Genomic DNA, 14,678 nt, shown 5'->3' with positions numbered 1-14,678 from the left:
AATAATTACCGCCGCAGCTACTGGCTGTCGGCAGGAGACACGCTATGCCCCGTCTGGCTAAACACCTCGCCTGGTTTGCCGTGGCTGTCCTGGGAGCGTTTGCGCTAAGTGTCGTGGCCCTGCGCCGCGGCGAAGCCATCAACGCCCTCTGGATCGTAGTCGCAGCAGTCGCTATTTATCTGGTCGCGTACCGCTATTACAGCCTGTTCATCGCCACCAAGGTGATGCAGCTCGATCCTAATCGAGCCACTCCCGCCGTACTCAACAACGATGGTCTGGACTACGTGCCGACCAACAAACACGTGCTCTTCGGACACCACTTCGCAGCGATCGCTGGCGCAGGGCCGCTGGTCGGTCCGGTATTGGCGGCGCAGATGGGCTACCTGCCCGGTACGCTGTGGCTGATTGCCGGGGTGGTGCTGGCCGGTGCGGTTCAGGACTTCATGGTCCTGTTCATGTCCACCCGCCGCAACGGTCGCTCCCTGGGCGACATGGTCCGTGAAGAAATGGGCCGCATCCCCGGGACCATCGCGCTGTTTGGTTGCTTCCTGATCATGATCATCATCCTCGCGGTGCTGGCGCTGATCGTGGTCAAGGCCCTGGCCGAAAGCCCGTGGGGTATTTTCACGGTGATGGCGACCATCCCGATCGCGATGTTCATGGGCATTTACATGCGCTACATCCGCCCGGGCCGCATCGGTGAAATCTCGGTGATCGGCGTGGCGTTGCTGCTGGGTTCGATCTGGCTGGGCGGGCAGATTGCCGCTGACCCGGTGTGGGCCAAGGCGTTCACCTTCACTGGAATCCAGATCACCTGGATGCTGATTGGCTACGGTTTCGTCGCGGCGGTACTGCCGGTGTGGCTGATCCTCGCCCCTCGCGATTACCTGTCCACCTTCCTCAAGATCGGCACCATCGTTGCGTTGGCGATCGGCATTCTGATCACCATGCCCGACCTGAAAATGCCGGCATTGACCCAGTTCATCGACGGCACCGGGCCGGTGTGGAAGGGTGGGTTGTTCCCGTTCCTGTTCATCACTATCGCCTGTGGCGCGGTGTCGGGTTTCCATTCGCTGATTGCTTCCGGCACCACGCCGAAGCTGCTCGCCAGTGAAGGCCATGCCCGTTACATCGGTTATGGCGGCATGTTGATGGAATCCTTCGTGGCCATCATGGCAATGGTTGCCGCTTCGGTGATCGAGCCCGGCGTGTACTTTGCGATGAACAGCCCGGCGGCCCTTGTCGGCGCGGATGCTGTTTCAGTGGCGCAGACGGTCAGTAGTTGGGGTTTTGCAATTACCCCGGAAGCGCTGCAAGCAGTGGCCAAGGACATCGGTGAAACCACCATCCTGGCCCGGGCCGGTGGTGCGCCGACCCTGGCGGTCGGTATCGCGCAGATCCTGCACCAACTTCTGCCGGGTGAAAACACCATGGCGTTCTGGTACCACTTCGCGATCCTGTTCGAAGCGTTGTTCATCCTGACTGCGGTGGATGCCGGCACTCGTGCCGGGCGTTTCATGCTGCAGGACTTGCTCGGCTCCTTCGTGCCAGCGCTCAAGCGCACCGAATCCTGGACCGCCAACCTGATCGCAACCGCCGGTTGCGTGGCGATGTGGGGTTACCTGCTGTATCAAGGCGTGATCGACCCGCTGGGTGGGATCAACACCTTGTGGCCACTGTTCGGCATCTCCAACCAGATGCTGGCGGGTATCGCGCTGATGCTGGCAACCGTGGTGCTGATCAAAATGAAGCGCCAACGCTACGTCTGGGTCACCATGCTGCCAGCGGTGTGGCTGCTGATCTGCACCACCACCGCAGGGTTCATCAAGCTGTTCGACGCCAACCCGGCAATCGGCTTCCTGGCGCTGGCGAAAAAGTACAGCGACGCCTTGGCCAACGGCCAGGTCCTCGCGCCGGCCAAAAGCATCGAGCAGATGCAGCACGTCATCTACAACGCCTACACCAACGCAACGTTGACCGCGCTGTTTTTGCTCGTGGTGTTCAGCATCCTGTTCTTTGCACTCAAGGTCGGTATAGCCGCCTGGGGCACCAAGGAGCGTACGGATAAAGAAGCGCCGTTCCAGGCTTTGCCGGATGCGTAATCGAGGATTGCACCATGTTCAATGACCTGAGTCGCCTCGGTAAATACCTCGGTCAGGCCGCGCGCCTGATGGTCGGCATGCCCGACTACGACACTTACGTCGAGCATATGCAAACCAAACATCCGGACAAACCGCTGATGAGTTACGAGGTGTTCTTTCGGGAGCGTCAGGAGGCTCGTTACGGCAGCAAGGCGGGACCGAAGTGCTGTTGATGCGAAACATTTAAGCGGTATTTTGCTTTAGGAGCCCGGCCTGCCGGCGATAGCGATCTTCGAGACGCTACCGTTGGCAAGCCGGGCTTTTTTGCTCGCTGTATCCGCATCCGCCACCTTCATCGGCCCGGCAACAATGGCGCAGCAGGCGTACCCGCACCCGGCTCACCACCGGAATTGACCTTCACCTCTGCGCCGCTGATGGTCACCCCACCCGCATCAATCTTCACAAAGCTCCCGCCAGCCTTGGCCGTGAGCTCCATCCCACCCTCAACCACCACCTTCTCTCCGGCGTGGTAATGAATCTCCGTCCCGGCCTCGACAAACTGCGCCGTGCCAACCTTCACATGCCGGGTCACGCCAACGGTGAGGTGATCGTCCGCCCGCGCTTCGGTCTTGCGGTCGAGGTGGGTGAGGCGGTGCTCTTCCACCTTGAACTCGCTGAATACATTGGCCTCGACCGTGTCATGCCGTTCATTGCCGATGCGGATTTTCTGGTCGTGCTCGATGTTTTCATCCCAGTCGCGCTGGGCGTGCAGGTAGATCTGTTCCGCGCCTTTCTTGTCTTCGATGCGAATCTCGTTGTAGCCCTTGCCGCCCGGTGAACTGAGGGTCTTGAAAGTGCTGCGGGTTTTGTTCGCCGGCAGATCGTAGGGGACGACGTTTTCCTTGTGGTACAGGCAGCCGGTGATCAGCGGTTGGTCGGGGTCGCCTTCGAGGAAGGTGACGAGCACTTCCATGCCGACTCGCGGGATGGCGATGCCGCCGTAGGCGTTGCCGGCCCAGCCGGTGGCGACGCGCAGCCAGCAGCTGCTGGTGTCGTTGCCCTGACCGTCGCGGTCCCAGTGGAATTGCACTTTGACCCGGCCGTATTCGTCGCAGTGAATTTCTTCACCCGCCGGGCCGGTGACGATGGCGGTCTGGCTGCCCAGCACTTTCGGTTTCGGGTGTTCCAGGGCCGGGCGGAAGTGCGCGTCCCACGGCGTGGCGAGGAAGCGGTTGCGGTAGCCCTGGTGGAAGTCGTCCTTGTTATGGGTGACGTCGCTGGTGATGTTCTCCCCGAGCACTTGCGGCTGTTTGCCTTCGTGGACGATTTCCAGCAACAGCCAGAGATCGTTCCACTCGGCGCGCGGGTGTTCGCTCAGGGCCATGAAGTGGCCGCTGACCAGGGTCGGTTCGTCGCCTTTGCCTTCTGCCAGTTGGTAGTCGCTGCGATGGCGTTCGAGGGCGCGGGTCGCCAGTTGTTTGCCCCGTGCGCGGTCGGTGAAGCGGCCGGGGTAGTCGTAGTCTTCGAGGTCCGGGGCGAATTCGCTTTTGGCCGCACTTTCCGGCAGCAGGCGTGGTTTTTCGAAGTTGTAGTCGCGGCGGCTGACGCGGGTGGTACGGGTTTCCAGGCGCAGGTTGAAGCGCTTGATCACCGGTTTCTCGGCGGCCATACCGGAGTCTTGCTGGTAGCTCACCGGCGCGAGTTTGCGGAACACCGTCTGGTCATCGCCGAACACCAGTTTGTGGCCGCTGGTCGAGTGCTGGAAATGGAAGTGAATGCCTTCCTCTTCGCACAGGCGCTGGATGAAGTGCAGGTCGGATTCGTCGTACTGCACGCAGTACACACGCTCGGGGTAGATGGCGCCGAGCTGGAAGCTGTAGGCGTCGGCCAGAATGCCCCGGGCTTCGAGAACCTGGGCGATGATCTTCGGCACGCTTAAATGCTGGAAAATCTGCTGGTCGTGGTTGTGTCGCAAATAGGCCAGTTGCGGCACCAGGCTGATGCTGTAGCGGGTCAGGCTTTTGCCGGAATCACCTTGCTCGATGCGATAGACCAGGCCATGGATTTTGCCTTGGCCGGTGGCGCCAAAGGTCAGGCAGCCGGGCTTGTGCAGCAGTTTTTCGAGTTTCAGGTCGGGGCGGGCACTGACCAGTTCGATATCGAAACAGAACGGCTGGTTGAGAGCTTCGCGACCGACGAAGCTGAGGACCTGCAGGTCGACGGAAACGCCTTCGAGTGTGAGGGAGATATGGATTGCGTTTGCGTCCAGCATGCCTTGAGTTCCGTCCTTTGAAAAAGCAGGGGCGGATGGTGCAGTATTAAAGTGCCATGTTCAAGGTTGAAATGCCGTAGGTCCGGGGCCTGACGGGTATCGGGCTTTCCCCTATAGCCGAGGTCTTGTGCAATGAATACAGGCATTTTTTGAGGCGATTGGGGCCGTCACACCAAATAAAGGAAGGCCCCACAGGGTGGGGCCTTCTCTATTACTCAGCCAGGAAACTCAAAGCGATTGCAAGGAAATGGTCGCGCTCTGGGAATCTTGCGGGCTGTCAGCATCCATCCACACCCATTGCGTGCCGTCGCCTTGCAGATTATTGGTGATGCTCTGAATCTGCGAGTAAGTGATCTTGACGGCTCCAACCTCACCGGCAGTAGGCCCGATCGTGGTGACCTGCCCAGAGAGTAGGCCGTTCGACGTCTCATTGACGACGAATACGGTCGCTTGCGCCTCACGGAACTGGCAAGAGAGGAACTGTGTAATGGTGCTGGTGATCGTCAGGTTCATCCACTTCGATGGGGGTACCGCATAGTAACGGGCGTACTTGTTGAACGGATGCTGCTCACCATCGGCTTGCAGCGGATAATTGCTCAGACCCGATGTATTGGTCGGCATACTGACACTTCCCAACCAGATTTCGACCTGGGACTTACCGGCGTTGCTAGGCAGTGAAACCGACACGGTTTGAGTATCGGTACCCGAGACAAAACCCAACGATGCCAGGCCTGCATTGGCCGTGGTGCCAGGAACTGTGATCGGTACGGGTGGCTGGCTATTGCTCCAGTTCACGGAGACAGTCGAATTGGTATCATTTTGAGCGGAGTTGTAGATAAAGATGCCATAAAGCTGGCCGGGGCTAAGTGCGGTGCAGGTGGCTGTATCTCCTGCGGTGAGCGTAATGCGTTGTCCGCCGTTCCAGTTAATTTGGGCAGCTGAGATAGCGACACTTTCCATGTTGGAGTTCCTTTTCCTGTTGTGGGGTATAAGGATAGCCGCACAGCAATTTCCTTACCTGCGCTGTGCGTGGAAAGGATATTAGTTGAAGGCATGTAGCGGTCAAGTAACGGACTGGTTATTTTTATTGAACGCACATTATCTTCAGTAGCCGCTGGATTGTCTCGGCGGAGCTTTGTAGTGATTATCTATTTATTAATATAATTCAATAAGATAAGAATCAGTTGTGCATTCGGCGGTAGTGCTGTTTGAAGAAGCAGGAGTTTAGGAAATTGATTTTTGGAATAGCTCAAATCAGGAAGCGCTATAACTGCGCTCATAATTTTAAGGGCTATAAAACTGTCAATATCCGTTTATCTTTTATTTGGATTGAGGACTCGGTACATATTTTCAATCGAAATATAAATATATCAAAACAATATTTAATCTCTACCGGCAGGTCCTGAAATCAGCACCTGCGGTAGTGAGAAGGCATGAGGTCGCGGATTTCAGCTCAACTGCTGCCGATACGGCAAATCCGGTCCGGTCTTGCTGCAAGTCAACGCCGCGGCGCTCACCGCAAACCTGATCATCGCGTCAATTTGCTCACGGCTCAGCTGTTGCAACCCGTCAACCGAATCCAGCTGCTGCTCGGTCAGCCAGGTAATCAACGCTGCCTGAAACGTATCGCCAGCCCCCACAGTGTCGGCAATTTTCACCGAACAGGCCGGCACCGACCACGAACCGTGGGCGCGGCTGAACACCGTTGCGCCTTCGCCGCCACGGGTCAGGAACACCAACTGACAGCGATATTCCAGCCAACCTTCGATGACGCGCTGAGGATCTTGCTCGGGGTACAACAGGCTCAAGTCTTCGTCGCTGACCTTGATCAGATCCGCCAGCTCCACCAGCGTGGCAATCCGCGAACGCCACAACTCGATGTTCGGCTCGGGATTGAGGCGCACGTTCGGATCGAGGCTGATCAGGCGTTTGCCGCTTTCCCGTTGCACCAATGCCAATAACGTATCGGCAATCGGTTGCACCACCAGCGAAAACGAGCCGACGTGCAAACCGCGCACTTCAAGCCCTAGCTCTGGCAGATGCGCCAGGCTCAACTGCCGATCAGCGCAGCCTTCGCCACGAAAGCTGTAATGGGGCGAGCCATTGGCACCGACTGCGACCATCGCCAAGGTAGTCGGCGCGGCAAAGTCCACGAGGTAATCCGGGCGTACACCTTCATCCTGCAGCACTTGCTGCAAACGTCGGCCGAGGTAATCGGTCGACAGCCCGCCAAACAGCGCGGCGTCTACGCCCAAGCGGCGCAAACCTACGGCCACATTGAACGGCGAGCCGCCGGCAATCGCCTTGAAATTCACTTTGGATGCCAAGCCGCTGGCATCCTCTTCGCTGAAGAAATCGAACAGCGCTTCGCCACATACCAGATACATAGTTTCTCGCTCTTTAAAGGGTTGCGACATGCTGTCGATAGCGTTCATAGGCCTGCTGACAGGCCGCCACATTTTCTGCAATCGGTAAGGTTTCACTGGCCAGATCGAGCTTTACGCAACGCTCGCACAAGTCCGCCAGGCTGTCTTCGTGACCGTTTGCCCAGGACTTGCACCACGCCGCCTGAATCGCTGCGCCGAGGGCCGCGGCTTCACTTTGCTCGGTACAAATCACTGGCGTATTCATGATGTCAGCGACGATCTGTCGCCACACCGGGCTCTTCGAACCACCCCCAGTCAGGCAGATGCGCAGGCTTTGTAAGCCATTCTGGCGCAGCAGGTCCAGCCCATAACGCAAACCAAAGGTGGTGCCTTCCACCACGGCGCGGCACAGGTTGGCCCGGGTCAGGTTGGTCATGGTCAGCCCCAGCAGGCTGCCGCTGGCATGGGGCAGGGCGGGGACGCGTTCGCCATTGAGGAACGGCAGCATGCACACGCCGTCGGCACCGATCGGCGCTTGCTCGACCAAGCCGTTGAACGCTTCGATATCCAATTCGAACAACTCGCGAATAGTGCCGGTCGCGTTGGTCAGGTTCATCGTGCAGATCAGCGGCAGCCAGCCGCCGCTGGAGGAACAGAACGTCGCGACCGAGGCGTCCGGGCTGACGTTCGCCTGGTCGGCATAGGCGTAGACCGTTCCCGAGGAGCCGAGGCTCATGGTGATCGCGCCGGGCTTTATATTGCCGGTGCCGATGGCGCCCATCATGTTGTCGCCGCCGCCGCTGGAGACCAGTGCGTGCGGGTTGATGCCAAGGTGTTCGGCGATACTCGGCAGGATTGTGCCGACCGGTTGGTGGGCATCGATCAGCTCCGGGAGCGCGGCTTGCAGGCGCCCGGTGGGGTCGATGTCGCGCAGCAGTTGCAAGTCCCATTGGCGGGTGCGCACGTTGAAATACCCGGTGCCCGAGGCATCACCGTACTCGCTGCAACTGCGGCCGGTGAGCCAGTAGTTGAGGTAGTCATGGGGCAGCAAAATGCGGGCGATCCGGGCGAACACTTGCGGATGTTGTTCTTTGGTCCAGAGCAGTTTGGACACGGTGTAACCCGGCGCGATGACTACGCCGAGGCGCTCCAGGGAGCCTTTTTCGCCGCCCAGATGGGCGAGCAAGCGGTCGTTCTCCGGCGTGGACTCGGTGTCGCACCAGAGCTTGGCCGGGCGCAGCACCTGGCCACGATCGTCGAGCAGTACCAGGCCATGTTGCTGGCCGGAAACCCCGATGCCGAGGATGGCCTGACCGTCTACATTCGCTGCGAGCAATGCACGGTGGGTGGCCAGGGTAAAGGCTTCCAGCCATTGGGCAGTGTCTTGCTCCCGACGACCATTGGCACCGCTGATGAGGCTGTGGGCCGCGGCGCCCTGACCGAGGACCTGGCCGCTGTGCGCGTCGAGGACGACGGCTTTGGTGCCTTGGGTGCCGCAGTCGACACCGAGGAATAGTTGTTGGTTTGCCATGGAAACACCCTACCGAAGATCGTTCCCACGCTCTGCGTGGGAATGCCTCAATGGACGCTCTGCGTCCGCTTCTGGATGGGACGCGGAGCGTCCCGGGCTGCATTCCCACGCAGAGCGTGGGAACGATCAGGCGGCGAGCACTCTTTCGAGCGTCCGCGTCACCCCAACATCGCGCAAGCTGTTACAGCACCACTCGAACGCAGCGACAAACTCCGGAGAGCGCGGTATCGCCGTCCCAAAAATTTCCTCCACTTCCAACAACCGCTGCGTGATCAACACATCATCGGCCACCAGTGCCTGACAGAACGCCGCCCGTGGATCCGGAATTGCATAGGTCTGGCCATTCTCATCCACACCTTTGAGGTACAGCGCCCACGCCGCGACCACCAGCGCCGCACGCTTGGTCTCCTGCCCATCGGCAATCAAGCGATTGATCGTCGGCACAGTGAACTTCGGAAACTTCGACGAGCCATCCGAACACACTCGCTCCAGCTGATCGGCAATCGCCTGGTTGGAGAAGCGCGCCACCAGGGTGTTTTTGTATTCAGTCAGGTCGATCCCCGGCACCGGCGCCAGTTGCGGCGTCACGTCCAGGTCCATGTAGGCGCGCATGTAGCGCACGAACAGCGGGTCGTTCATGGTTTCGTGAACGAAGCGGTAACCCTTCAAAAAGCCCAGATAGGTCAAGGCCAGATGACTGCCGTTGAGCAGTTTGATCTTCATCTCTTCGTAAGGCATGACGTCGTCGGTGAACTGCACGCCGACCTTTTCCCAGGCCGGGCGACCGTTGACGAATTTGTCTTCCAGCACCCATTGCACAAACGGTTCGCAGACCACCGGCCAAGCGTCGTCGACGCTGTGTTTGTCGTGCAGTTGCAGACGATGCTCGGTGCTGGTCATTGGCGTGATGCGGTCGACCATCGCATTAGGGAAACTGACATGGCGCTCGATCCAGTCGCGCAGATCGGCGTCGCGCAGGGCGGCGAATGCGAGCAGGGCTTTACGGGTCACGGCGCCGTTGTGCGGCAGGTTATCGCAAGACATCAGCGTGAACGCGGGCGTACCGGCTGCACGACGTTTGGCCAGTGCAGCGCAGAGGAAACCGAATACAGTCTTTGGCGCGTTCGGGTGAGCCAGGTCGTGCTGGATCTGCGGCAGGTGCGCCATGAACTCGCCGTTGCTGTCGTCGATGCAATAGCCGCCTTCGGTGATGGTCAGCGAGACGATGCGGATATCTGGATGGGCGAGTTTGTCGATCAGCACTTCGGCGCTGTCTTCGGCCAGCAGCATGTCGCGGATGGCGCCGATAACCCGCACTTCAGCGTCGTCGGCGTCGCCGAGTTCGAACAGGGTAAACAGATAATCCTGCTCTTTGAGATCGTCCCGGGCCCGGCGGTCTTCGGCGCGCAGGCCGACTCCGCAGATGGCCCAGTCCAGCGCTTGGCCGGTATTCATCAAGGCATCGGTGTAATACGCCTGATGCGCGCGGTGGAAGCCGCCAACGCCAATGTGCGCGATGCCTTGGCGGGTATCGCTCAAGGTGTAGGCGGGCAAGGCCACCTCGGGGGCGAGGCGGTTGAGGTTCTGTTTATTCAGTTTCATCGCATGCTCTCGGATCAGGCTGCGGCGCGCAGTGGACGGGTCAGCGCCACGCCGTCGGCATCGAATAAATGGCAGTGCTCGGCATCCAGGTGCAGGCTCAGGGTTTCGCCATAACGGCTGGCCAGATCGCCGCGAACACGCATGGTCAGCGCTTCGCCGGATGACGTCAGGACGTGGCAGAAAGTGTCGCTGCCCAAGCGTTCGCTGACGTCGGCAGTGACTTGCAGGGTGCAATCGCCGGGTTGCGCCAGTTCAAGATGTTCCGGACGAATCCCTAAAGTCACCGCACCGCCGACACTCAGATTCGCCCCGCTCAGCGGCAGGGTAATGCGGGTGCCGGCGTCCAGCAGCACTTCGCAGCTTGGGCCGTTAACGCGGGTGATTTTGCCCTTGAGGAAGCCCATTTTCGGCGTGCCGAGGAAGCCTGCGACAAACAGGTTGGCCGGCTGGTGATACAGGTCCAGTGGCGAACCGACTTGCTCGATCTTGCCGCCATTGAGGACAACGACTTTGTCGGCCATGGTCATCGCTTCGACCTGGTCGTGGGTCACGTAGATCATCGTGGCTTGCAGTTCTTTGTGCAGGCGCAACAGTTCCAGGCGCATCTGCACCCGCAGGGCGGCGTCGAGGTTGGACAGCGGTTCGTCGAACAGGAAGATTTTCGGGTTGCGCACGATCGCACGGCCGATGGCCACGCGTTGACGCTGACCACCGGACAGTTGCTTGGGCTTGCGCTCCAGCATCGGCCCGAGTTCAAGGATGCGCGCCGCTTCGCCGACTTTTTTCTCGACTTCGGCTTTCGCTACACCGGCCAGGTCCAGCGCGAACGACATGTTTTTGCGCACGCTCATGTGTGGGTACAGGGCGTAAGTCTGGAACACCATCGCCAGGTCGCGCTTGGCCGGGCTGACTTCGGTGATGTCGCGGCCATCCAGTTCGATGGTGCCGCCGCTGACTTCTTCAAGGCCGGCGATCAGCCGCAGCAGGGTGGATTTGCCGCAGCCCGACGGGCCGACGAACACCACGAATTCCTTGTCATTCACTTCCAGGTCGATGCCTTTGATGATGGAAAAACCTTCGAAGCCTTTTTGCAGATTTTTGATTTTCAGGTTGGCCATGATGATGGGCCTCCACTTGTAGTTATTCAGTTGAGCCGGGCGGGCTTTTTTGTGGGAGTGAGCCTGCTCGCGATGAGGCCGTGTCAGTCAACATCACTGTTGAATGACACTCCGCCATCGCGAGCAGGCTCGCTCCCACAGTGGATCGCGTTGAGTCGGCGATCTTCATTTCACGGCGCCGAACGACAGGCCGCGGACCAATTGTTTCTGGCTGATCCAGCCGAAGATCAGGATCGGCGCACAGGCCAGGGTCGACACCGCCGATAACTTGGCCCAGAACAGTCCTTCGGGGCTTGAGTACGAGGCGATCAATGCGGTCAGTGGCGCGGCCTGGGACGAGGTCAGGTTCAGCGACCAGAACGCCTCGTTCCAGCACAGGATCAGCGACAGCAAAACCGTCGATGCCAGGCCGCCCTTGGCGATCGGCAGCAACACCCGGACCATTTCCTGCCACAGCGTTGCGCCGTCCAGGCGTGCGGCTTCGAGGATGTCCTTGGGGATGTCTTTGAAGTAGGTGTAAATCATCCAGACCACGATCGGCAGGTTGATCAGCGTGTAAATCACGATCAGCGCGATGCGCGTATCCAGCAGGCCGAAACTCTTGGCCAGCAGGTAGATCGGCATCAGCACGCCCACTGGCGGCAGCATCTTGGTCGAGAGCATCCACAACAGCGTGCCTTTGGTGCGCTGGGTTTCGTAGAACGCCATGGAGTAGGCCGCCGGCACCGCGATCAGCAGGCATAGGGCCGTGGCGCTGAAGGAAATCACTACCGAGTTCCAGGCGAAGCTGAAGTAGTCGCTGCGCTCGTTGATGTGCAGGTAGTTCTCCAGCGTCGGCGTGAAGATGAACTGTGGCGGCGTGGCGAACGCATCGATTTCGGTTTTGAAACTGGTCAGTACCATCCAGAAGATTGGGAAGAAAACCAGGATCGCAATGGCCCAGGCCAGGGTGCCCAGCAGCAGGCTTTGCAGACGACGGGATTGTTGAAGAGTCATGGCGCAGGCCTCAGGCTTTGTCTGTCAGGTTTTTGCCGATCATCCGCACCAGCACGATGGCCGCGACGTTGGCAATCAACACCGCGATCAAACCACCGGCGGACGCCATGCCGACGTCGAACTGCACCAGTGCCTGGTTGTAGATCAGGTAGGCGAGGTTGGTCGAGGCATAACCGGGGCCACCGTTGGTGGTGGTGAAGATTTCGGCGAACACCGACAGCAGGAAGATGGTTTCGATCATCACCACCACTGCAATCGGCCGGGCCAGGTGCGGCAGGGTCAGGTGCCAGAAGATCGCGATGGGGCCGGCACCGTCCAGGCGCGCGGCTTCTTTCTGCTCCTGGTCGAGGGACTGCATGGCGGTCATCAGAATCAGGATCGCGAAGGGCAGCCATTGCCACGAGACAATGATGATGATCGACAGCAGCGGGTAGTGCGCGAGCCAGTCCACGGGCTGTGCGCCGAACAGCTTCCAGATGTAGGCGAGAATCCCCGAGACCGGGTGAAAGATCAGGTTTTTCCAGATCAGCGCACCGACGGTGGGCATGATGAAGAACGGCGAGATCAACATCACCCGCACGATGCCGCGACCGAGAAACTCACTGGCCTCCAGCAACGCACTGATCAATACGCCGAACACTATGCTGATCAGCAGCACGCTGCCCACCAGTAACAGGGTGTTGGTGGCGCCGGGTAGAAAGCCCGAGTCACTCAGAAAGTAGCTGAAGTTCTCCAACCCCACGAACTGGTTTTCACCGGGGTAGAGCAGGTTGTAGCGGATCATTGAAAAATAGACGGTCATGCCCAGCGGCACGATCATCCACAGCAACAACAGCGCCACCGAGGGGCTGACCAGAAACCAGCCGGGGTTGGTCAACCGGCTTTTACGTACCGGTTGGGCAATGTCCATGTGAGCTTTGACAGTTGAAATATTCATGGCGTTAAAACCGATTAAGAACAGACAAATGAAGATCCAATGTGGGAACAGGTTTGTGTGGCGAGGGAGCTTGCTCCCGCTGGGTCGCGAAGCGGCCCCAAAAGCTTTGCGACTGCTTCGCAGCCGAGCGGGAGCAAGCTCCCTCGCCACAAAAGCCCGTTTCCACAGTTGTTATTGCGCGGTTATTTTTGGATAACCGGCGCGCTTCATCTCACGTTCGGTGGTTGACTGGGCGGCGGTCAGGGCCTGGTCGACCGTGGTCTGGCCGATCAGCGCTGCCGAGAACAGTTTGCCGACCTGGGTGCCCACGGCCTGGAATTCAGGGATGGTCACCAGCTGGATGCCGATGTAGGGCACGGGCTTGAGGGACGGTTTACTCGGATCCGCAGCCTTCAGCGACTCCAGCGTCACCTTGGCGAATGGCGCGGCATTCATATAAGCCTCGGTGTAGGTCGAGGCGCGAGTGCCTGGCGGCACGTTGGCGATGCCGTCTTTTTCCGCGACCAACGCACCGTATTCCTTGGAGGTGGCCCAGGCGCTGAAGGTTTTCGCCGCGTCCTTGGCCTTGGAACTGGTCGGAATGGCCAGCGCCCAGGAATACAACCAGGCCGAACCTTTGTCGGTGGTTTCATGCGGTGCGTAGGTGAAGCCGACGTGATCGCTGACCTTGCTTTGGGTCTTGTCGGTGACGAACGAGCCGGCAACGCTGGCATCGACCCAGATCGCACATTTGCCACTGTTGAACAGCGCCAGGTTTTCGTTGAAACCGTTGCTCGACGCGCCCGGCGGGCCGGATTTCTTCATGGTGTCGACGTAGAAGTTCAGCGCGTTTTTCCATTCGGGACCGATGAATTCCGGTTTCCACTGCTCATCGAACCAGCGTGCGCCGTAAGCATTGGCGACAGTGGTGATCAGCGCCATGTTCTCGCCCCAGCCAGCCTTGCCGCGTAGGCAGATGCCGTACTGTTCTTTGTCTTTATTGGTGAGTTTGCCGGCAAATTCGCTGATCTGAGTCCAGGTCGGGCGTTCGGGCATGGTCAGCCCGGCGTCCTTGAACAGGTCGGTGCGGTAATAGGTGATGGAGCTTTCAGCGTAGAACGGCAGGGCATAGAGCGTACCCTTGACCGAAAGGCCTTCACGCACCGACGGGAACACGTCGTCGAGGGCATAACTGGCCGGCAGGTCCTTCATCGGTTCCAGCCAACCCTTGGCGCCCCAGAGTGCGGCTTCGTACATGCCGATGGTCAACACATCGAACTGCCCGCCCTGTGTAGCGATGTCGGTGGTCAGGCGTTGGCGCAGGACGTTTTCTTCGAGCACCACCCAATTGAGCTTGATGTCCGGATGCTCGGCCTCGAAGGTTTTCGAGAGTTTTTGCATGCGGATCATGTCGCTGTTGTTGACGGTGGCAATGGTCAGGGTCTGGGCGCCGAGGCTGACGCTACTGAGGGTCATGCAGGTGAGAGCAAGCAGAGCTTTTACAGAAGGTTGCATCGTGCACTCCTTTTCTGCACCCGGCGGGTACAGAAGGACAGTTATTGTTTTTGTGTCTTCCTGGGCAGGAAGAATGTGCACTGATTACAGCCTTCAATTGATGGGGTGACAAATCATCCATCGCACTGTGACCGATACTTTTTTGCACTGGGGTTTGCGGCGAGAGGTGCGTGGTACGGTTTATTAGCCGCTAGCGCCGTTGGAATCTGTACAGGTTTTCAGCTTGAATACAAAACCTTGTGGGAGCGGGCTTGCCCGCGAAGAGGCCGTCAGATCCACCA

The 14,678-nt window shown here is 59.2% G+C and carries 11 protein-coding genes; 2 read left to right on the top strand and 9 right to left on the bottom strand.

All coding sequences use genetic code 11. The annotated features are described in order from the left end of the window. The first annotated feature begins 44 nt into the window (after positions 1–44). Both ACQKPC_RS11170 and ACQKPC_RS11165 read left to right on the top strand, forming a co-directional pair. On the top strand, positions 45–2,102 hold the full coding sequence (locus ACQKPC_RS11170; RefSeq protein ID WP_427624583.1) for a carbon starvation CstA family protein: 2,058 nt from the start codon (positions 45–47) through the stop codon (positions 2,100–2,102). A 14-nt stretch (positions 2,103–2,116) separates the two neighbouring features. Further along, positions 2,117–2,314: a YbdD/YjiX family protein gene (locus tag ACQKPC_RS11165; RefSeq protein WP_008069978.1), complete on the top strand. Its 198-nt coding sequence runs from the start codon at positions 2,117–2,119 to the stop codon at positions 2,312–2,314. Positions 2,315–2,433: 119 nt separating this feature from the next. On the opposite strand, the gene ACQKPC_RS11160 is transcribed toward ACQKPC_RS11165, so the two are convergent. From ACQKPC_RS11160 to ACQKPC_RS11120, 9 genes are all read right to left on the bottom strand, one after another. Beyond that, complete coding sequence (locus tag ACQKPC_RS11160) at positions 2,434–4,353, bottom strand: type VI secretion system tip protein VgrG (RefSeq protein ID WP_427624582.1); 1,920 nt, start codon at positions 4,351–4,353, stop codon at positions 2,434–2,436. Positions 4,354–4,581: 228 nt separating this feature from the next. Next, the gene (locus tag ACQKPC_RS11155; RefSeq protein ID WP_427624581.1) at positions 4,582–5,313 is read right to left on the bottom strand and encodes a hypothetical protein; all 732 of its coding nucleotides are present in this window, start codon (positions 5,311–5,313) and stop codon (positions 4,582–4,584) included. A 488-nt stretch (positions 5,314–5,801) separates the two neighbouring features. Continuing rightward, positions 5,802–6,740 (bottom strand): carbohydrate kinase family protein, encoded by a 939-nt coding sequence (locus tag ACQKPC_RS11150; protein WP_427624579.1) that lies wholly within the window; start codon positions 6,738–6,740, stop codon positions 5,802–5,804. Positions 6,741–6,753: 13 nt separating this feature from the next. Continuing rightward, positions 6,754–8,250, bottom strand: coding sequence for a xylulokinase (gene xylB / locus ACQKPC_RS11145; protein ID WP_427624578.1), 1,497 nt, complete (start codon positions 8,248–8,250; stop codon positions 6,754–6,756). A gap of 126 nt (positions 8,251–8,376) precedes the next feature. Further along, positions 8,377–9,852: a mannitol dehydrogenase family protein gene (locus tag ACQKPC_RS11140; RefSeq protein WP_427624576.1), complete on the bottom strand. Its 1,476-nt coding sequence runs from the start codon at positions 9,850–9,852 to the stop codon at positions 8,377–8,379. A gap of 14 nt (positions 9,853–9,866) precedes the next feature. Continuing rightward, entirely contained in the window at positions 9,867–10,970 is a 1,104-nt protein-coding gene (locus ACQKPC_RS11135) for an ABC transporter ATP-binding protein (RefSeq protein WP_008069957.1), read from the bottom strand. Positions 10,971–11,135: 165 nt separating this feature from the next. After that, positions 11,136–11,966 (bottom strand): carbohydrate ABC transporter permease, encoded by an 831-nt coding sequence (locus tag ACQKPC_RS11130; protein ID WP_192343026.1) that lies wholly within the window; start codon positions 11,964–11,966, stop codon positions 11,136–11,138. Between the two features lie 10 nt (positions 11,967–11,976). Continuing rightward, entirely contained in the window at positions 11,977–12,903 is a 927-nt protein-coding gene (locus ACQKPC_RS11125; RefSeq protein WP_218394843.1) for a carbohydrate ABC transporter permease, read from the bottom strand. 171 nt (positions 12,904–13,074) lie between these two features. After that, positions 13,075–14,397: an ABC transporter substrate-binding protein gene (locus ACQKPC_RS11120; protein ID WP_427624574.1), complete on the bottom strand. Its 1,323-nt coding sequence runs from the start codon at positions 14,395–14,397 to the stop codon at positions 13,075–13,077. Positions 14,398–14,678: the final 281 nt, after the last annotated feature.

Source organism: Pseudomonas sp. NPDC089918 (assembly GCF_050280605.1).
GTDB lineage: Bacteria > Pseudomonadota > Gammaproteobacteria > Pseudomonadales > Pseudomonadaceae > Aquipseudomonas.
This window is presented reverse-complemented; position numbering and strand designations above follow the sequence as displayed.